This is a genomic window from Pseudomonas sp. HN11, from assembly GCF_021390155.1.
GTDB lineage: Bacteria > Pseudomonadota > Gammaproteobacteria > Pseudomonadales > Pseudomonadaceae > Aquipseudomonas.
In genome coordinates this window covers 5,634,747-5,654,010 of sequence record NZ_CP089985.1, presented here as the reverse complement: position 1 = coordinate 5,654,010, position 19,264 = coordinate 5,634,747, and the positions used below count along the sequence as shown (strand labels likewise).

Genomic DNA, 19,264 nt, shown 5'->3' with positions numbered 1-19,264 from the left:
TTCCTGCGTGCCATCTGCCCGCGGTTTGGGCCGCACGCCTCTCGATGGTCTGAAAAAGATGCGTGATAATAAAGCATGCCCCGCTTGACGGCTAGCGCCGTCGGAGACCCTTGTAATGCCCGAGCAAGATCTACGTTTACAACAGCTGGAAGTCTGGCTGGATGAGCAGTTGCCGATCCTTTTCAACGCTCAAGGCTGGGGTGCCGTACCCCCGGCCACATTGACCGCGGCCAGCAGCGACGCGAGTTTCAGGCGCTATTTCCGTTGGGAGGGTGGTGGCCGGACCTTCGTGGTCATGGATGCGCCACCCCCCCAGGAAAACTGCAAACCTTTCGTCGATATCGCGCATTTGCTGGCGAAGTCGGGAATAAATGTTCCAAAAATTTACGCAGAAGATTTGCCGCGAGGCTTTCTTTTGCTCAATGACCTGGGCAGAAAAACCTATCTGGACGTGATTGACGACAAAAACGCCGATCCATTGTTTGCCGAGGCCATTGACGCCTTGCTGGCTTTCCAGCAATTGCCAATGGACGCGCCACTGCCCAGCTATGACGTCGCCTTGTTGCGTCGCGAACTGGAATTGTTTCCGGAGTGGTACGTGCGTCGGCACCTGGGTATCGAATTCGATACGCAGCAGCAAGCGCTGTGGCAGCGCGTCAGTGACCACCTCATCGACAGCGCCCTGGCGCAGCCGAAAGTGTTGGTGCATCGCGACTATATGCCGCGCAACCTGATGATCAGCGAGCCCAACCCTGGCGTGCTGGATTTCCAGGATGCGGTCTACGGGCCGGTCACCTATGACATTACTTGTCTGTTCAAGGACGCCTTCCTCAGTTGGCCCAAGGCCCGTGTGCGGGAGTGGCAGCGCGGCTATTGGGAGCGTGCCGGGAAACTGGGCATCCCGGTGCAGGCGGATTTCGAAGACTTCCTACGCGCCAGCGACCTGATGGGTGTACAGCGTCACCTCAAGGTCATTGGTATTTTTGCGCGTATCTGCCATCGCGACGGCAAACCGCGCTACCTGGCTGACGTGCCGCGCTTCTTTGCTTATATAGAAGAGGTTTTGGCGGACCGCCCGGCGTTGAGTGAGCTGGGTGATCTGCTGGCCAGCCTGCGCCAACCCGCCGAGGCGAGCGTATGAAGGCCATGATCCTGGCCGCCGGCAAGGGCGAGCGGATGCGTCCGCTCACCTTGCACACGCCCAAGCCGCTGGTGCAGGCCGGCGGCAAGCGCCTGATCGAGTATCACCTGGAGGCCCTGGCCAAGGCGGGTTTCACCGATATCGTGATCAACCATGCCTGGCTCGGCCAGCAGATCGAAAGCTATTTGGGTGACGGCGCGCAGTTCGGTTTGCGCATCCGTTACTCGCCCGAAGGCGAACCGCTGGAAACCGGCGGTGGCATTTTCAAGGCATTACCGCTGCTGGGGGATGAACCCTTCCTGGTGGTCAATGGCGATATCTGGACCGACTACGACTTCACCCGACTCAGGCAGCCGCTCAAGGGCCTGGCCCATCTGGTGATGGTCGACAACCCGGCCCATCACCCCTCGGGCGGGGATTTCTACCTTGATCAAGGTTTGCTTCATGATGCTGCGGCCGGTGCCGATAACCTGACCTTCAGTGGCATTTCAGTGCTCGACCCCAAGTTGTTCGCGGGTTGCAGTGCGGGTGCCTTCAAGCTGGCGCCGCTGCTGCGGGCAGCCATGGCCAAAGGTCTGGTAACGGGGGAACACATGGCGGGACGCTGGATTGATGTCGGCACGCTGGAGCGCTTGGCGCAAGTCGAAACCCTGCTGACAGCGGGGCAGTAACATGTTGTGGCCAGGGACGCTGATCGGCGCCGGGGTTGGCTATGCCATTGCCAGTATTCCGGGGGCCATGTTGGGCGCACTGTTGGGGCAGGCGCTGGACCGTCGTCTGCAACTGCAGAGTTGGGCGCAGTTGCGCGAGCGCTTGGGTGGTCGCCCGGCGTTGCGCAATGACGAGCTGTTATTTGTATTGCTGGGGCGTTTGGCCAAAAGCAATGGGCGGGTGGTGGATGGGCACATCCAGCAGGCCCGCCAGGAAATGCGCTCGTTGGACATGACCGACTCAGCCCAACGCCGTGCGATTGCCGCCTTTAACCGCGGCAAATCCGGCTCCGACCGGGTGCGCAGTTATCTGCGTGTGCTCAAGGCTCAACCCCATGCGGCGGAAGGCGTATTGCGCGCCTGTTGGCGCATGGTCTGGGCGGACGGCCGGGCGGATGACGCCGAGCGTGACCTGATCGACCTGTGGGGCAAATGGCTGGGGTGGACGCCACAACAGCTGCAGGCATTGGCCGCCGACTACACACCGGAGCGAAAGCCGCTGGTCAGTCGGGGCCCCACTTATCAGGATGCGTTGCGCTTGCTGGGCGTGACGGCCACCACTGAGCCGTCAGTGATCAAACGGGCTTATCGCCGCTTGCTCAGCCGCCACCACCCGGACAAGATCGCCGGCTCTGGTGCGACTCCTGCGCAAGTGCATGAAGCCACCGAACGTACTCGCGAGTTGCACAGTGCCTATGCATTGATTCGCGAGCGCCGGGACTTCCGGTAGCTTTCACTTCTTCACGTTGATAACCCGCTCCCACAGGGGAGCTGCGGTGTTCCCTCAATCGGCGCTTGCTTGTGGGCTCAACCAACCGCGAATGCGCCGATACAACTGCTCCTGGCCGGCATCACTGTTGCCGGGCAAGGCTTTCAACGACACTTGCTTGTAGCCATCATTCTTCAAGCGCTTAGCAGCCTGGGCTCGGGCCAGGGCGTTTTTGCGTGATTGGGCGTTGTCCTGATAGAAGACATCAGCGGTCGGCAGTTTCAGGCCAGGGGCCAGTTGCTGCACATCCGGATGCCGTCCATTGGGCGTCTGCGCCGCGACCATCACGAATTTCTGCACCTGGGACGGTTGCTTCTCGCTCAAATACCGGGCGGCCCACCAGGCACCGGTGCCATGGCCGAGCAGCACCACGCTGCGTGCGTTTTGCGTTTGGGCGAACGCCACGGCGGCGTCGATGCGGTCGAAGATGCGCGAGGCGTCGGTCTTGTCCTGCTCATCGGCACCGGGCACCACTGCCGGGTCGGTGCCTTCAGCTTCGGCGCTGGCGGCTTGCTCGATGGGTTTGTCGGCCGTACTGGCTTCCTTGCTGCTGGTGTCGACCGTCGCCTTGGGCGCTTCCATCACGCGCGGTGGCAGCGTATCCACGCTCACATCCGGCAACGACAGGCTGAGGCTGCCCCAATTGGCATCCGGGAATTTGTGCCGCAATGGGCTGATTGCTTGCGGCCAGTCAGCATTCTCGCCGGCGCCAGGGACGATAATCACCACACCTTCGGGCTCGGCGCTGTTGGCCGGTTTCCACAGGGCGAGGAATGAATCGCTGCCGGCCTGTAATTGTTGCTGTTCCTGTTGCGGGATTTTGCGTTCCAGGGCACTGGCTTCTTCCTGACTGCGCTCGGGCAAGGGGTGGCGCTCGACGGGTTTTTCGGCGGCAGGTGCGGGCGCGTCAGCGGCCTGTACAGAAAAGGCACTGGTAAAAAGCAGCGACAGGCACAATGCTGGCAGTGCCGAACGGTGGAAAAAGGACATCGTTAATTCCCGGCCAGAAGTGATTCCAGCAGCCTAATGGGTTGGTCGGTATTTGTCAGTGATGTGAGACGTGGATCATGGGTTTTCGCTGTCTGCTGGTTATCGGCTGTGTGTGCCTTGCCTTGATGGCAAATGCCGCCCCTGCGTCCGGCGCGCCTCAGGCGCAGCTCAATGCGCAGCAACGCGAATGGCTGGCTCAGCACCCGGAGCTGCGGGTCGGACTGGTATTGCAAGCGCCCTATGCGCAATACGATCGGCGACTGCAGCGGCTATCCGGGGCGAATGTCGAGTTGATGCAATGGCTGGCCAAGGCTCTGAATATCGAGCTGACCTGGCGTAACTTCCCCAATCAGGAACAGCTGGAAGCCGCCGTGCGTGAGGGCGAAGTGGACATCGCCCCCGGCCTGCAGCAAACCCCGGCCGGTTTGCGCCTTTGGCTGTTCACCGACCCTTATATGCGCGTGCCGCAACACATTGTTGGTATCCGCGATGGCGGCGGCGCCGTGGAGTTGGAAAAACTCGATGAGCAGTCCCGGGTCGCCGTGCGCATGCCTAGCGCCGTGGCCGATTACCTGCGCAGTACCTATCCCGGCCTCAACCTGCAAGGCGTGCCGATGGAGCGCCAGGCCCTGCAATTATTGGTGAGCCAGCAGGCGCGTTATGCGGTGGTGGATGAAGCGCAATTGAGCCGGTTGTCCGGCGAGGCAGAGTTCGCCGGGTTGGCGGTGGTCGGCGATATCGGCCTGCCGCAATTGCTGCGGGTGGCCACGCGGCGGGAATGGCCGGAACTGGCGGGCATCATGGAAAGTGCCTTGCGCGCCGTCCCCGCTCGCGATCTGGACCAACTGCACAACCGCTGGCTGCAACCTAAATACCCACGACCGACAGAGTCCCCGGGCCTGTGGCAAAACCTCAGCCTGTTGCTGGGCCTGCTTCTGCTCGCCAGCCTGGCCGTCGTGTTCTGGCTGCGCCGTCAGCAACGGGTGCTGGAACACGGCCTGCTGGCCGCGCGTGAAGAAAGCGCCGCCCGCGCCGCCGGTGCCGAAGCCTTGCGGTTGACGCAATTTTCCATTGATCAAAGCACCGTCGGCATCCTCTGGGTCAACTGGGACAGCCACGTGCGCTATGCCAATCGTGCCGCCGAAAGCATGCTCGGCTACGGCCCCGGCGCGCTGATCGAGCGGCCGCTGGCGGACCTTGATCCGAGCCTGGACATGGACCGTTGGCTCAACCTGTGGAAGCGCGCACGGGCCAGCGAAGAAGGGCCGCAGAACTTTGCCACCGATTGCCTGCGCGCCGATGGCAGCATCCTGCCGACCAATGTGTCCTTGAGCTTCTTGCGGTTTGCCGAGGCCGAATACCTGGTGGTCTACCTCAATGACGTCAGCGAGCTGAGGCGGACGTTGGCCGCGTTGCTGCAAAGTGAGGCGCAACTGCGTGAACTGTCCGCCCACCTGGAGTCAGTACGCGAAGAAGAAAAAGCCCGTATCGCCCGCGAGGTGCATGATGAACTCGGGCAAATGCTCACGGTGCTCAAGCTCGAAACATCCATGTGCGAGCTGGCCTACGCGCAACTTGACCCCGGCTTGCACGAGCGCTTGAACAGCATGAAGCGTCTGATCGCCCAACTGTTCCAACTGGTGCGGGACGTAGCGACGGCGTTGCGCCCGCCGATTCTGGATGCCGGCATCGCCTCGGCCATCGAATGGCAGGCGCGACGCTTTGAAGCGCGTACGCAAATTCCCTGTCTGGTGCAGGTCCCGGATAACCTGCCGACCCTGAGCGATGCCAAAGCCATCGGCCTTTTCCGGATCCTGCAGGAGGCGCTGACCAATGTGATGCGTCATGCCCAGGCGCATACTGTCGAATTGACCCTTGCTCTGGAGGGCACGGATTTGCGGTTGACCATCAGCGATGATGGCGTTGGTTTCGTCCAGGCCCAGGGCCGCCCGGTGTCGTTCGGCCTGGTGGGCATGCGCGAGCGCGTGCTGAGCATGGGCGGGCAATTGAGCCTGGACAGCGAGTTGGGGGAGGGCACCACCCTGAGTGTCACGGTGCCGTTGGATGCATAACACCAAGAGGAAGTCCCTGTGATCCGCGTACTGGTAGCCGAAGACCACACCATCGTTCGTGAAGGCATCAAGCAATTGATCGGCCTGGCCAAAGACCTGTTGGTGGTGGGGGAGGCCAGCAATGGTGAGCAATTGCTGGAGACCCTGCGATACGTGGCTTGTGAGGTAGTGTTGCTGGACATTTCGATGCCCGGCGTCAACGGCCTGGAAGCGATTGCGCGGATCCGTGCGCTGAACAATCCGCCGGCGATCCTGGTGCTGTCGATGCATGACGAAGCGCAAATGGCCGCCCGCGCCTTGAAGGTCGGCGCCGCCGGTTACGCCACCAAGGACAGCGACCCCGCGCTGTTGCTCACGGCGATTCGCAAGGTGGCGGCGGGTGGACGTTACATCGACCCGGACCTGGCCGACCGGATGGTCTTCGAAGTTGGCCTCACCGATGCGCGCCCGTTGCATTCATTACTGTCGGAGCGTGAGTTCTCGGTGTTCGAGCGCCTGGCCCAGGGCGCCAACGTCAACGACATCGCCCAGCAACTGGCGCTGAGCAGCAAGACCATCAGCACCCACAAGGCGCGACTGATGCAAAAGCTCAATATCACGTCCCTGGCGGAGTTGGTGAAGTACGCCATGGAACACAAGCTGCTCTGACCACATACCTGATAACGACACCGCGAAAACCACGCCGAGCCCATTCTTGCCGCTTGCAGCTCGCCACTGATCGCTGCACCGTCTCGTGCGCGCCATCCGTGTAGGGCGATCCCTACCCCAAACCTTCCATCCGGCTGATGCCATTCTCTCCTGGGCCCCGATTTCCGGGGGCTCGCGCCTGGACTACGCTTATTTCACAGCAGTCCAAAACAAAAAGGTGCGGGTATGAGCGAGGTGGATTCAAATGATGTGCTGGTCAGCTTTCGTGGCGTGCAGAAGAGTTACGACGGCGAGAACCTGATCGTCAAAGACCTCAACCTGGAGATTCGCAAGGGCGAGTTCCTCACCCTGCTCGGCCCTTCCGGGTCCGGCAAGACCACCAGCCTGATGATGCTCGCCGGTTTTGAAACGCCGACCGCCGGCGAAATCCAGCTGGCCGGGCGTTCCATCAACAATGTGCCGCCGCACAAACGCGATATCGGCATGGTGTTCCAGAACTACGCGCTGTTCCCGCACATGACCGTGGCCGAAAACCTGGCGTTCCCGCTGTCGGTGCGCGGCTTGAGCAAGACCGATATCAGCGAACGGGTCAAACGCGTGCTGAGCATGGTCCAGCTTGACGCCTTCGCTCAACGCTACCCTGCGCAGCTCTCCGGCGGCCAGCAACAGCGTGTGGCCTTGGCCCGTGCGCTGGTGTTCGAACCGCAGCTGGTGCTGATGGACGAACCCCTCGGCGCTCTCGACAAGCAACTGCGTGAACACATGCAGATGGAGATCAAGCACCTGCACCAGCGCCTTGGCGTGACCGTGGTGTACGTGACCCACGATCAGGGCGAAGCACTGACCATGTCTGACCGCGTGGCGGTGTTCCATCAGGGCGAGATCCAGCAGATTGCCGCACCGCGCACCCTCTATGAAGAACCGAAAAACACCTTCGTCGCCAACTTCATCGGCGAGAACAACCGCCTCAATGGCCGTTTGCACAGCCACACCGGCGAACGCTGTGTGGTGGAGTTGGCACGGGGTGAAAAGGTCGAGGCGTTGGCCGTGAATGTCGGCCAGATCGGCGGCCCGGTGACCCTGTCGGTGCGCCCGGAACGCGTCAGCCTCAATGGCTCCAGCGAAAGCTGTGTCAACCGTTTCTCCGGGCGTGTGGCCGAATTCATCTACCTGGGCGACCACGTGCGCGTGCGCCTGGAAGTCTGCGGCAAGGCCGATTTTTTTGTGAAACAACCGATTGCCGAGCTGGACCCAGCCTTGGCGGTCGGCGACGTGGTACCGATTGGCTGGCAAGTCGAGCACGTTCGCGCACTCGACCCACTTCTAGAGGCGAATTGATCGCCCCCTGGCTTCACCAACCCTGCACGTGGAGAGAACAACAATGTTGAGATCCCTTAAGTATTCCGCCCTGGCTTTGGGCTTGATGGGCACGACACAGGCCATGGCAGGCCCGGACCTGACGGTCGTGTCCTTTGGCGGCGCGAATAAGGCGGCCCAGGTCAAGGCCTTCTATGCACCGTGGGAAAGCGCGGGCAACGGCAAGATCGTCGCCGGCGAGTACAACGGTGAAATGGCTAAGGTGAAAGCCATGGTCGACACCAAGAGCGTGTCCTGGGACCTGGTGGAAGTGGAGTCGCCGGAGCTGTCCCGTGGCTGCGACGAAGACATGTTCGAGCCACTGGACCCGAAACTGTTCGGTAACACGGCCGACTATGTGAAGGGGGCGATCCAGCCGTGTGGCGTGGGCTTCTTCGTGTGGTCGACCGTGCTGGCCTATAACGCCGACAAGTTGGCTTCCGCGCCAACCAGCTGGGCGGATTTCTGGGACACCAAGAAATTCCCCGGCAAGCGCGGCCTGCGTAAAGGCGCCAAGTACACCCTGGAATTCGCACTGATGGCCGACGGCGTCGCGCCGAAGGACGTGTACAAAGTGCTGGCCGGTAAAGATGGCCAGGACCGTGCGTTCAAGAAGCTCGACGAACTCAAGCCATCGATCCAATGGTGGGAAGCCGGCGCACAGCCGCCGCAGTACCTGGCTTCGGGTGACGTGGTGATGAGTTCGGCCTACAACGGCCGCATCGCCGCCGTGCAGAAAGAAAGCAACCTGAAAGTGGTGTGGAACGGCGGTATCTACGACTTCGACGCGTGGGCGATTCCTAAAGGCCTGGCGAAAGACCGTGCCGAAGCGGCGAAGAAATTCATCGCCTTCTCGGTACAGCCGCAGCAGCAGAAGACTTACTCGGAAAACATCGCCTACGGGCCGGCCAACACCCAAGCCGTGCCGTTGCTGGCCAAGGACTTGCTGAAGGACATGCCGACCACCCCGGAAAACATCGCCAACCAGGTGCAGATCGATGTGAGCTTCTGGGCGGATAACGGTGAGCAATTGGAGCAGCGTTTCAACTCCTGGGCTGCCAAGTAACCAGCCACACCGCTAAATCCGCGTGGGAACCGGTAAGTGTGGGAGCGGGCTTGCTCGCGAATGCAGTGTGACAGTCAACACATGAGGAGGCTGATCCACCGCCTTCGCGAGCAAGCCCGCTAACACACAAGCCCGCTCCACATGGGATCTGCTGTGTCGGGCAGATTGCATTCATTTTCACAATCGGAGTTTGCCATGGCTATCGCCATTCCTGGCCCCACCCTCAAGCAGCGCCTGGCGCGTGCCGAGCGGCTCAATCGCTGGAAAGCCCAGGCCTTGATCGCGCCGCTGGTGCTGTTCTTGCTGCTGGTGTTCCTGGTGCCGATCGTTGCGCTGCTATTCAAAAGCGTCGGTAACCCGGAAGTGGTCGGCGGCTTGCCGCGTACCGTGGTGGCGGTGACGGCCTGGGATGGTCGAGGCCTGCCGGGTGAGCCGGTGTACCAGGCCCTCAGTGAGGACTTGGGCGAAGCCCGCCAAAACCAGACGTTGGGCGATCTGTCCAAGCGCTTGAACATGGAGTTGGCCGGCTACCGCAGCCTGTTGACCAAAACCGCGCGGGCGCTGCCGTTCAGCGAAGCGCCTGCCTCTTATAAAGAAGCGCTGGAAAACCTCGATGAACGCTGGGGCGACCCGGCGTACTGGCAGGCGATCCGGCGCAATACCAGCAGCCTGACCCCGTTCTATCTGCTGGCGGCCGTCGATCACCGCATCGACGACCTCGGCGAAGTGGCCCCCGCCACGCCGGACCAGGCGATCTACCTGGATATTTTCGCCCGGACCTTCTGGATGGGCCTGGTGATCACGGCGGTCTGCCTGCTGTTGGCCTATCCGCTGGCGTACCTGCTGGCCAACCTGCCAGCACGCAAAAGCAACCTGCTGATGATCCTGGTGTTGCTGCCATTCTGGACCTCGATCCTGGTGCGAGTCGCCGCGTGGATTGTGTTGCTGCAGTCCGGCGGCTTGATCAACAGCGCTCTGATGGGCATGGGCCTGATCGATAAGCCGCTGGAGCTGGTGTTCAACCGCACTGGGGTCTACATCTCCATGGTGCACATTTTGTTGCCGTTCATGATTCTGCCGATCTACAGCGTGATGAAGGGCATCTCGCCCACCTACATGCGCGCGGCGATTTCCCTGGGCTGCCATCCATTCACCAGCTTCTGGCGCGTGTACTTCCCGCAGACCTATGCCGGTGTCGGCGCCGGGTGCCTACTGGTGTTCATCTTGGCGATTGGTTACTACATCACCCCGGCGTTGCTGGGCAGCCCGAACGACCAGATGGTCAGCTACTTCGTGGCGTTCTACACCAACACCAGCATCAACTGGGGCATGGCCACGGCGTTGGGCGGCTTGCTGCTGCTGGCCACCGTGGTGTTGTACCTGATCTACAACCGGCTGGTGGGCGCCAGCCGCCTGCGCCTGAGCTGAGGAGACCTTGCGATGCCGAGCCCTTATATGTCGCCCGTCGAACGGGTGTGGTTCTACAGCTTGCGGATCCTCTGCGGCTTGATCCTGTTGTTTTTGATCTTGCCGGTGCTGGTGATCATCCCGCTGTCATTCAATAGCGGTAGTTTCCTGGTGTACCCGTTGCAGGGGTTTTCGCTGCACTGGTACCAGGACTTCTTCGCCTCGGCCGAGTGGATGCGTGCGTTGAAGAACAGCATCATCGTCGCTCCGGCGGCCACGCTGCTCGCCATGATATTCGGCACCCTGGCGGCGATTGGCCTGACTCGCGGCAACTTCCCCGGCAAGGCGCTGGTCATGGCGCTGGTGATTTCGCCGATGGTGGTGCCGGTGGTGATCATTGGCGTGGCCAGTTACCTGTTCTTTGCACCGCTGGGCCTGGGCAACAGCTTCTTCTCGCTGATCGTGGTGCATGCGGTGCTGGGTGTGCCGTTTGTGATCATCACCGTGTCGGCGACGTTGCAGGGTTTCAACCACAATCTGGTGCGTGCGGCGGCCAGCCTGGGGGCTTCGCCATTGACCGCATTCCGTCGGGTGACTTTGCCGTTGATTGCGCCAGGGGTGATTTCCGGGGCGCTGTTTGCCTTCGCCACCTCGTTCGATGAAGTGGTGGTGACACTGTTTCTTGCCGGCCCCGAGCAAGCCACGCTGCCGCGTCAGATGTTCAGCGGCATCCGCGAAAACCTCAGCCCGACGATTGCGGCGGCGGCGACTCTGTTGATTGCGTTCTCGGTGCTGCTGTTGCTGACCCTGGAATGGCTGCGTGGCCGTAGCGAAAAGCTGCGCACCGTCCAGGTTTAGAGCCCGTTGGCGATCAAAATGTGGGAGCGGCTTGTGTTCATTCATAAGATAGCCATTCAGCCGCTGAATGGCAGACAACGCCTTTGACTCAGCTACTCTTGTGCCAACCCATCACTTAATAAGAGGCCGCGCACATGAGTACCTCCTCATTCAAGATCGCCCACAAACTGCTCACCGGCGCTGGCGCCATCGAGCAACTGGCCTTTGAACTCACCCGCCTGGATGTGGATAACCCACTGATCGTCACTGACGCCGCATTGGTCAAATCCGGCACAGTGGCGCTGGCCCTCGAACACCTGGGCGAACGCACTTATGAAATTTTTGACCGCGTGCTGCCCGACCCGGAAATCGCCATCGTCGAAGACTGCATGCGCGTCTACCGCGAAGGTGGGCATGACGGGCTGATTGGCGTGGGTGGCGGCAGCGCCATCGATATCGCCAAAAGCGTTGCCGCCTATGCCGGCTATCACGGTGCGCTGGCGGATCTGTTCGGCGTCGACCAGGTGCCGCGCAAGGGCCCGCCGCTGATCGCGATCCCCACCACCGCCGGCACCGGCTCGGAAGTGACCAATGTGGCGATTCTCTCCGACAAGGCCGCGCAGCTGAAAAAAGGCATCGTCAGCGACTACCTGCTGCCGGACGTCGCGCTGATCAGCCCACCGATGACCCTGACCTGCCCGCGCAGCGTCACCGCCGCCAGTGGCGTGGACGCGTTGGTGCATGCCATCGAATCCTACCTGTCGCTGAACGCCTCGCCGATCACCGATGCGTTGGCCATCGGCGCCATCAAGCTGATCGCCAATGCCTTGCCCAAGGCCTACGCCAACCCAGCCAACCTGCGGGCCCGTGACGACATGGCCACTGCCAGCCTGATGGCCGGTATGGCGTTCGGCAATGCTGGGGTCGGCGCGGTGCATGCGTTGGCGTACCCACTGGGTGGGCGCTTCAATATCGCCCATGGCGTGAGCAACGCGCTGTTGCTGCCGTATGTGATGCACTGGAACAAGCTCGCCTGCGTGGAGCGCATGCAGGAGATTGCCCAGGCCATGGGCGTCAACGTCGCCGGCTTGAGCGTCAACGACGCCGCTGACCAGGCCGTGGAGGCGATGACGCGGCTGTGTGCCGCCGTCGAGATTCCGAAGGGACTGCACAGTTTCGGAGTGCCCGAGGATGCCATCCCGGCCATGGCCGTTGAGGCGGCGGGCATCGAGCGGCTGATGCGCAACAATCCGCGCGCGCTCAGCGCGGCCGATATCGAGAAAATCTACCGGGCCGCTTACTAACCATTGAGTTAGGTCACGGTGCGCGCGGCAAAGCATGAGGTATACAATGCGCGCCATCGTGATTTAGCTCAAAAAAGGTGCGTCATGCAGCCCTTCGTTATTGCTCCATCGATTCTCTCCGCCGATTTCGCCCGCCTGGGTGAGGAAGTGGACAAGGTATTGGCCGCTGGTGCCGACTTCGTGCACTTCGATGTCATGGACAACCACTACGTACCCAACCTGACCATCGGGCCGATGGTCTGCGCCGCGCTGCGCAAGTACGGCATCACTGCGCCGATCGATGCGCACCTGATGGTCAGCCCGGTGGATCGCATCATCGGCGACTTCGTCGACGCCGGCGCCACTTATATCAGCTTCCACCCGGAAGCCTCGCTGCACGTCGACCGCACCCTGCAGTTGATCCACGAAGGCGGCTGCAAGGCGGGCCTGGTATTCAACCCGGCCACACCGCTGAGCGTGCTTGAGTACGTGATGGACAAGGTCGACATGATCCTGCTGATGAGCGTCAACCCAGGTTTCGGTGGGCAGAAGTTCATCCCCGGCACGCTGAACAAGCTGCGCGAAGCCCGTGCGCTGATCGACGCGTCCGGCCGCGATATCCGCCTGGAAATCGACGGTGGGGTCAACGTCAGCAATATCCGTGAAATCGCCGCCGCTGGCGCCGACACCTTCGTGGCCGGCTCGGCGATCTTCAATGCGCCGGACTACCAGGCCGTCATCGACAAGATGCGCGCCGAATTGGCGCTGGCGCGTCCATGAGCGGCTTTGAGCAGCTGTTCCCCGGCAAACTGCCACGGCTGGTGATGTTCGATCTGGACGGTACGTTGATCGACTCGGTGCCTGACCTGGCGGCGGCGGTGGACGACATGCTGCTCAAGCTGGGGCGCAAGCCGGCCGGGATCGAGTCGGTGCGCGAGTGGGTGGGTAATGGCGTACAGATGCTGGTGCGCCGGGCATTGGCCAACAACATCGATGCCGAAGGTGTCGATGAAGTCGAGGCTGAGCACGCCCTGGAGCTGTTCAATGCCGCCTATGAAGACGGCCATGACCTGACCGTGGTCTACCCCGGCGTGCGCGACACCCTCAAATGGCTGAGCAAGCAGGGCGTGGAAATGGCCCTGATCACCAACAAGCCGGAGCGCTTCGTCGCCCCGCTGCTGGACCAGATGAAAATCGGCCGGTATTTCCGCTGGATCATCGGTGGCGATACCTTGCCGCAGAAAAAACCTGACCCTGCTGCGCTGTTTTTCGTGATGAAAATGGCCAATATCCCGGCCTCGCAATCGTTGTTTGTCGGTGATTCGCGCAGTGATGTACAGGCAGCAAAGGCCGCGGGCGTGCAGTGCGTGGCCCTCAGTTACGGCTATAACCATGGTCGACCGATCGCCGAAGAGTCGCCTTCACTGGTGATTGATGACCTGCGCCTGTTAATCCCCGGTTGCTTGGGAGCTGGCGCTGAGATAACGTTGCCCGATACCGATCCGTCCCCTTCTGGAAACTCCATCGTGGTGGTCACTCGCAAACTCTGGATGAAAGTCATCAAGGCCCTGGCCCGCTGGCGTTGGCGCGCCTGACTGATCCTGGCCGCGTTCTGCGGCGCGTTTGCATACCTGACTGTTAGATCCTCAAGCCACGAGGCATATCATGACCCGCGAAGAATTCCTGCGTTTGGCCGCTGCCGGCTATAACCGCATCCCCCTGGCCTGCGAAACCCTGGTCGACTTCGACACGCCGCTGTCGATCTACTTGAAACTGGCCGACAAGCCCAATTCCTACTTGCTGGAGTCCGTACAGGGCGGCGAGAAGTGGGGGCGTTACTCGATCATCGGTTTGCCGTGCCGCACCGTCCTGCGCGTTCACGACCACCATGTCAGCATCACCCATGATGGCGTTGAGATCGAAAGCCACGACGTAGAAGACCCATTGGCCTTCGTCGAGTCGTTCAAGGCGCGTTACAACGTACCGACCATCCCGGGCCTGCCGCGTTTCAATGGCGGTCTAGTGGGTTACTTCGGTTATGACTGCGTGCGTTATGTGGAAAAACGCTTGGGTAAATGCCCGAACCCCGATCCGCTGGGCGTGCCGGATATTCTGCTGATGGTTTCCGATGCGGTGGTGGTGTTCGACAACCTCGCCGGCAAGATGCACGCGATCGTGCTGGCCGACCCCTCCCAATCCGATGCGTTCGAGCAAGGCCGCGCCAGCCTCGAAGCCCTGCTGGAAAAACTGCGTCAGCCGATCACTCCGCGTCGCGGCCTGGACCTCAGCCGTCCGCCGGCCGCCGATCCGGTCTTTCGTTCAAGCTTTACCCAGGATGATTACGAGCGAGCCGTCGATACCATCAAGGAATACATCCTTGCCGGTGACTGCATGCAGGTGGTGCCGTCGCAGCGTATGTCCATCGACTTCAAGGCCGCGCCGATCGATCTGTACCGTGCGCTGCGTTGCTTCAACCCGACGCCGTACATGTACTTCTTCAATTTTGGCGACTTCCACGTGGTGGGCAGTTCGCCGGAAGTGCTCGTGCGTGTCGAAGACAACCTGATCACCGTGCGCCCGATCGCCGGTACTCGCCCGCGTGGCGCGACCGAAGAGGCTGACCTGGCGCTCGAAGAAGACCTGCTGAGCGACGACAAGGAAATCGCCGAGCACCTGATGCTCATCGACTTGGGTCGCAATGACACCGGGCGTGTTTCGGCAATCGGTTCGGTGAAGCTCACCGAGAAGATGGTGATCGAGCGTTATTCGAATGTGATGCACATTGTTTCCAACGTCACCGGCGAGCTGAAAGCCGGCCTGACGGCGATGGATGCACTGCGCGCGATTCTGCCGGCGGGCACCTTGTCCGGCGCGCCGAAGATCCGCGCGATGGAAATCATCGACGAGCTGGAGCCGGTCAAGCGCGGTGTCTACGGTGGCGCCGTGGGTTATTTCGCCTGGAACGGCAACATGGACACGGCCATTGCGATCCGCACGGCCGTGATCAAGGACGGGGAGCTGCACGTGCAGGCCGGTGGCGGGATTGTTGCCGACTCGGTGCCGGCCCTCGAATGGGAAGAAACCCTGAACAAGCGCCGCGCGATGTTCCGCGCCGTTGCGCTGGCTGAACAGACCCCCAATTCCTGAGGTTTCCCCCCATGTTGCTGATGATTGATAACTACGACTCCTTTACCTACAACGTTGTGCAGTACTTGGGCGAGCTGGGTGCCGAGGTCAAGGTGGTACGCAACGATGAATTGACCGTGGCTGAAATCGCCGCGCTGAACCCCGAGCGCATCGTGGTTTCGCCAGGCCCGTGCACGCCGACCGAAGCGGGTATTTCCCTGGAGGCTATCAAGTATTTCGCCGGCAAATTGCCTATCCTGGGTGTGTGCCTGGGCCACCAGTCCATCGGCCAGGCCTTTGGCGGTGACGTGGTGCGGGCGCGCCAGGTGATGCACGGCAAGACCAGCCCGGTATTCCATCATGATCTGGGCGTATTCCATGGGCTTAACTTGCCGGTGACCGTGACCCGCTACCACTCGTTGGTGGTCAAGCGCGAAACCCTGCCGGAATGCCTGGAGCTGACCGCCTGGACCCAGTTGGAAGACGGCTCGGTCGACGAGATCATGGGCCTGCGCCACAAGACACTGAATATCGAAGGGGTGCAATTTCACCCTGAATCGATCCTGACCGAGCAGGGTTACGAGCTGTTCGCCAACTTTCTCAAGCAGAGCGGCGGCACGCGCTAAGGACTTTCCATGGATATCAAGACTGCCCTGAGCCGTATCGTCGGCCACCTGGACCTGAGCACCGCTGAAATGAACGATGTGATGCGCCAGATCATGACCGGTCAATGCACCGACGCGCAGATCGGCGCGTTCATGATGGCGATGCGCATGAAGAGCGAGAGCATCGATGAGATCGTTGGCGCCGTGTCGGTGATGCGCGAGTTGGCGGACAAGGTCGAGCTCAAGACCCTCGACGGTGTGGTGGATGTGGTCGGCACCGGCGGTGACGGTGCGAATATTTTCAACGTATCGACGGCTTCTTCTTTTGTGGTCGCGGCAGCGGGTTGCACCGTGGCCAAGCACGGTAACCGTGCGGTGTCCGGCAAGAGCGGCAGCGCCGATTTGCTGGAAGCGGCCGGGATCTATCTGAACCTGACGCCGGTACAAGTGGCGCGGTGCATTGACAGCGTTGGCATCGGTTTCATGTTTGCCCAATCCCACCATGGTGCGATGAAGCACGCCGCCGGCCCGCGCAAGGATCTCGGCCTGCGCACCCTGTTCAACATGCTCGGCCCGCTTACGAATCCGGCCGGTGTGAAGCACCAGGTGGTGGGTGTGTTCAGCCAGGCGCTTTGCCGGCCGTTGGCCGAGGTACTGCAACGCCTGGGCAGCAAGCATGTACTGGTGGTGCACTCCAAGGACGGCCTGGACGAATTCAGCCTGGCGGCACCGACCTTCGTGGCGGAGCTGAAGAATGACCAGGTGACCGAGTATTGGGTCGAGCCGGAAGACCTGGGCATGAAGAGCCAGAGCCTGCACGGCCTGGCGGTGGAAAGCCCGGCGGCCTCACTGGAGTTGATTCGCGATGCCTTGGGGCGTCGCAAGACCGAGAACGGTCAAAAAGCCGCTGAGATGATTGTTTTGAATGCGGGCGCGGCGCTTTACGCAGCCGATCACGCCTATAGTCTTAAAGAGGGTGTCGCCTTGGCCCATGACGCGCTGCATACCGGTCTGGCTCGCGAAAAGCTCGAAGAGCTGGGAGCATTCACCGCAGTATTCAAGATGGAGAATGAAGGATGAGTGTGCCGACCGTTCTGGAAAAGATCCTGGCTCGCAAGGCCGAAGAAGTGGCTGAGCGTCGTGCCCGCGTGAGCCTGGCCGAGTTGGAAGCGCAAGCGAAAACCGCCGATGCACCGCGCGGCTTCGCCAATGCGCTGATCAAGCAGGCCAAGGAAAAGCAGCCCGCCGTCATTGCTGAAATCAAGAAGGCTTCGCCTAGCAAGGGCGTGATTCGTGAAATCTTCATTCCCGAAGAGATCGCCAAAAGCTATGAGAAGGGCGGGGCGACCTGCCTGTCCGTGCTGACCGATATCGACTACTTCCAGGGCTCCGACCTTTTCCTGCAGCAGGCCCGCGCCGCGTGCAAGTTGCCGGTGATCCGCAAGGATTTCATGGTCGACCCTTACCAGATCGTCGAAGCCCGCGCCCTGGGGGCCGACTGTGTGCTGTTGATCGTCTCTGCCTTGGATGACGTGAAAATGGCCGAGCTGGCGGCCGTGGCCAAAAGTGTCGGCCTGGATGTGCTGGTGGAAGTGCACGACGGCGATGAACTGGAGCGTGCCCTGAAAACCCTCGACACACCATTGGTGGGAGTCAACAACCGTAACCTGCATACCTTCGAAGTCAGCCTGGAAAATACCCTCGACCTTCTGCCGCGCATCCCGCGCGACCGTCTGGTGATTACCGAGAGTGGCATCGTCAACCGTGCCGATGTGGAGCTGATGGAGATCAGTGGGGTGTATTCGTTCCTGGTGGGCGAAACCTTCATGCGCGCCGAGAACCCAGGGGCTGAATTGCAGCGCCTGTTCTTCCCGGAGCGGGGCGTGGCGGTCAGCGGTTCGACATTGGATTGATGATGACGCAGCCGGTTGCGATGACCGTCGAAGCAGGGCTTGCCGCCGAACAAGACCTGCTGGCTGCTGTTTGCGCAGGTGAGCAGGAGTATGGGTTGTTGTTCTGGCAACCCAGCGACCAGGCCTTGGTCATGCCGCGTCGGTTGAGCCGCCTGCCGGCCTTCGAGTCCGCCAGCCGAGTCTGCGCCGACGCCGGTTGGCCGGTGCTGCTGCGTGAAACCGGCGGCGAGCCGGTGCCGCAGTCGAGTGCCACCGTCAACATCGCCCTGGTCTACGCCCCGCCGCGCAGTGAAGGCGACCAGAATCGTATTGAAACCGGTTACCTGCGTTTGTGCCAACCGATCTGCGATCTGTTGATCGAGTTGGGTGGCGACGCGTCCGTCGGTGAAATCGACGGCGCGTTTTGCGACGGTCGCTACAACGTCAACCTCAACGGCCGCAAAATGGTCGGCACCGCCCAGCGTTGGCGACAAAGTGGTGGCCGCCCGGTGGGCTTGGTGCATGGTGCGCTGTTGCTGGAAAACGACCGCGAAGAGTTGATCGCTGCGGTCAACCGCTTCAACCAAGCCTGCGGCCTTGACCAAAGGGTGAGGGCCGATAGTCATATCGCCCTGCACGAAGCCTTCCCCGCGCCGGATGCGATCAATCGGCTGGATACCCTGTACCGTCAAATGCTGGTCAGTTTCCTGCCGGTTTAGCGGGTCCCGAACACCACCATCGTCTTGCCCTTGACGTGAACCAGGTTGCGCTCTTCCAGGTCCTTGAGCACGCGACCGACCATCTCCCGTGAACAGCCGACAATGCGCCCGATTTCCTGGCGTGTGACCTTGATCTGCATGCCGTCGGGGTGCGTCATGGCGTCGGGCTGCTTGCACAGGTCCAGCAGGCAACGCGCGACCCGGCCGGTGACGTCAAAGAATGCCAGGTCGCCGACCTTACGCGTGGTGTCGCGCAGACGCTGAGCAATCTGGCCGCTCAGGGAGTAAAGAATGTCGGGATCGTGCTGGGACAGCTCGCGGAACTTGGCATAGCTGATCTCGGCCACTTCGCATTCGACCTTGGCGCGCACCCATGCGCTGCGTTCTTGTTCCTTACCGGCTTGTTCGAACAGCCCCAACTCCCCAAAAAAATCCCCGGTGTTCAGGTAGGCGATGATCATTTCACGACCGTCTTCATCCTCGATCAGGATCGTTACCGAGCCTTTGATAATGAAGAACAGCGTTTCGGAGCGTTCGCCCGCGCAGATGATGTTGTGCTTGGCCGGGTAGCGGCGGCGCTGGCAATGCATCAACAGTTTGTCGAGATTCTTGATCTTGGGTATGGGAGTAAGGGCAACCATGG

At 61.3% G+C, this 19,264-nt stretch carries 19 protein-coding genes; 17 read left to right on the top strand and 2 right to left on the bottom strand.

Annotated elements, in window-relative coordinates:
- The first annotated feature begins 115 nt into the window (after nt 1-115).
- Genes LVW35_RS25980 through LVW35_RS25970 form a run of 3 tightly spaced genes read left to right on the top strand, consistent with a single transcriptional unit; the run spans nt 116 to nt 2,581 of the window.
- Nucleotides 116-1,141 carry an aminoglycoside phosphotransferase family protein gene (locus LVW35_RS25980; RefSeq protein ID WP_233892598.1) on the top strand — a complete coding sequence of 342 codons (1,026 nt, stop codon included), beginning with the start codon at nt 116-118 and terminating at the stop codon, nt 1,139-1,141.
- Nucleotides 1,138-1,812 (top strand): N-acetylmuramate alpha-1-phosphate uridylyltransferase MurU, encoded by a 675-nt coding sequence (murU, locus tag LVW35_RS25975; protein WP_233892597.1) that lies wholly within the window; start codon nt 1,138-1,140, stop codon nt 1,810-1,812. The genes LVW35_RS25980 and murU overlap by 4 nt, the downstream gene beginning before the upstream one ends.
- Nucleotide 1,813: 1 nt before the next feature.
- Entirely contained in the window at nt 1,814-2,581 is a 768-nt protein-coding gene (locus LVW35_RS25970) for a TerB family tellurite resistance protein (protein WP_233892595.1), read from the top strand.
- A gap of 54 nt (nt 2,582-2,635) precedes the next feature.
- Here the strand turns inward: LVW35_RS25970 and LVW35_RS25965 are convergent, their stop codons facing one another.
- Nucleotides 2,636-3,610: an alpha/beta hydrolase family protein gene (locus LVW35_RS25965; RefSeq protein ID WP_233892593.1), complete on the bottom strand. Its 975-nt coding sequence runs from the start codon at nt 3,608-3,610 to the stop codon at nt 2,636-2,638.
- Nucleotides 3,611-3,687: 77 nt separating this feature from the next.
- Between LVW35_RS25965 and LVW35_RS25960 the strand changes: the two genes are divergently transcribed.
- The 14 genes from LVW35_RS25960 (at nt 3,688) to LVW35_RS25895 (ending at nt 18,621) form a co-directional block, all read left to right on the top strand.
- Nucleotides 3,688-5,682 (top strand): PAS domain-containing sensor histidine kinase, encoded by a 1,995-nt coding sequence (locus LVW35_RS25960; protein ID WP_233892592.1) that lies wholly within the window; start codon nt 3,688-3,690, stop codon nt 5,680-5,682.
- Between the two features lie 18 nt (nt 5,683-5,700).
- The gene (locus LVW35_RS25955) at nt 5,701-6,330 is read left to right on the top strand and encodes a response regulator (RefSeq protein WP_233892590.1); all 630 of its coding nucleotides are present in this window, start codon (nt 5,701-5,703) and stop codon (nt 6,328-6,330) included.
- 225 nt (nt 6,331-6,555) lie between these two features.
- Entirely contained in the window at nt 6,556-7,668 is a 1,113-nt protein-coding gene (locus tag LVW35_RS25950; RefSeq protein WP_065871779.1) for an ABC transporter ATP-binding protein, read from the top strand.
- Between the two features lie 43 nt (nt 7,669-7,711).
- Nucleotides 7,712-8,752 carry an ABC transporter substrate-binding protein gene (locus LVW35_RS25945; protein WP_233892588.1) on the top strand — a complete coding sequence of 347 codons (1,041 nt, stop codon included), beginning with the start codon at nt 7,712-7,714 and terminating at the stop codon, nt 8,750-8,752.
- A gap of 195 nt (nt 8,753-8,947) precedes the next feature.
- A complete protein-coding gene (locus tag LVW35_RS25940; RefSeq protein ID WP_233892587.1) occupies nt 8,948-10,180 on the top strand; it encodes an ABC transporter permease in 1,233 nt (410 codons plus the stop codon).
- Nucleotides 10,181-10,192: 12 nt separating this feature from the next.
- Entirely contained in the window at nt 10,193-11,017 is an 825-nt protein-coding gene (locus LVW35_RS25935; protein WP_233892586.1) for an ABC transporter permease, read from the top strand.
- 134 nt (nt 11,018-11,151) lie between these two features.
- The gene (locus tag LVW35_RS25930; RefSeq protein WP_233892585.1) at nt 11,152-12,300 is read left to right on the top strand and encodes an iron-containing alcohol dehydrogenase; all 1,149 of its coding nucleotides are present in this window, start codon (nt 11,152-11,154) and stop codon (nt 12,298-12,300) included.
- Nucleotides 12,301-12,384: 84 nt separating this feature from the next.
- Complete coding sequence (rpe, locus tag LVW35_RS25925) at nt 12,385-13,059, top strand: ribulose-phosphate 3-epimerase (RefSeq protein WP_233892584.1); 675 nt, start codon at nt 12,385-12,387, stop codon at nt 13,057-13,059.
- Nucleotides 13,056-13,874 carry a phosphoglycolate phosphatase gene (locus LVW35_RS25920; protein ID WP_233892583.1) on the top strand — a complete coding sequence of 273 codons (819 nt, stop codon included), beginning with the start codon at nt 13,056-13,058 and terminating at the stop codon, nt 13,872-13,874. Before rpe ends, LVW35_RS25920 begins: the two co-directional genes overlap by 4 nt.
- 70 nt (nt 13,875-13,944) lie before the next feature.
- Nucleotides 13,945-15,426: an anthranilate synthase component I gene (trpE, locus tag LVW35_RS25915; RefSeq protein WP_233892582.1), complete on the top strand. Its 1,482-nt coding sequence runs from the start codon at nt 13,945-13,947 to the stop codon at nt 15,424-15,426.
- A gap of 11 nt (nt 15,427-15,437) precedes the next feature.
- The gene (locus LVW35_RS25910) at nt 15,438-16,031 is read left to right on the top strand and encodes an aminodeoxychorismate/anthranilate synthase component II (RefSeq protein ID WP_078050412.1); all 594 of its coding nucleotides are present in this window, start codon (nt 15,438-15,440) and stop codon (nt 16,029-16,031) included.
- Between the two features lie 9 nt (nt 16,032-16,040).
- Nucleotides 16,041-17,090 carry an anthranilate phosphoribosyltransferase gene (gene trpD, locus LVW35_RS25905; protein ID WP_233892581.1) on the top strand — a complete coding sequence of 350 codons (1,050 nt, stop codon included), beginning with the start codon at nt 16,041-16,043 and terminating at the stop codon, nt 17,088-17,090.
- Nucleotides 17,087-17,923: an indole-3-glycerol phosphate synthase TrpC gene (trpC, locus tag LVW35_RS25900; RefSeq protein ID WP_233892580.1), complete on the top strand. Its 837-nt coding sequence runs from the start codon at nt 17,087-17,089 to the stop codon at nt 17,921-17,923. Before trpD ends, trpC begins: the two co-directional genes overlap by 4 nt.
- 2 nt (nt 17,924-17,925) lie before the next feature.
- Nucleotides 17,926-18,621 (top strand): lipoate--protein ligase family protein, encoded by a 696-nt coding sequence (locus LVW35_RS25895; protein WP_233892579.1) that lies wholly within the window; start codon nt 17,926-17,928, stop codon nt 18,619-18,621.
- On the opposite strand, the gene crp is transcribed toward LVW35_RS25895, so the two are convergent.
- Nucleotides 18,618-19,262: a cAMP-activated global transcriptional regulator CRP gene (gene crp / locus LVW35_RS25890; protein WP_233892578.1), complete on the bottom strand. Its 645-nt coding sequence runs from the start codon at nt 19,260-19,262 to the stop codon at nt 18,618-18,620. The genes LVW35_RS25895 and crp overlap by 4 nt on opposite strands.
- Nucleotides 19,263-19,264 lie beyond the last annotated feature (2 nt).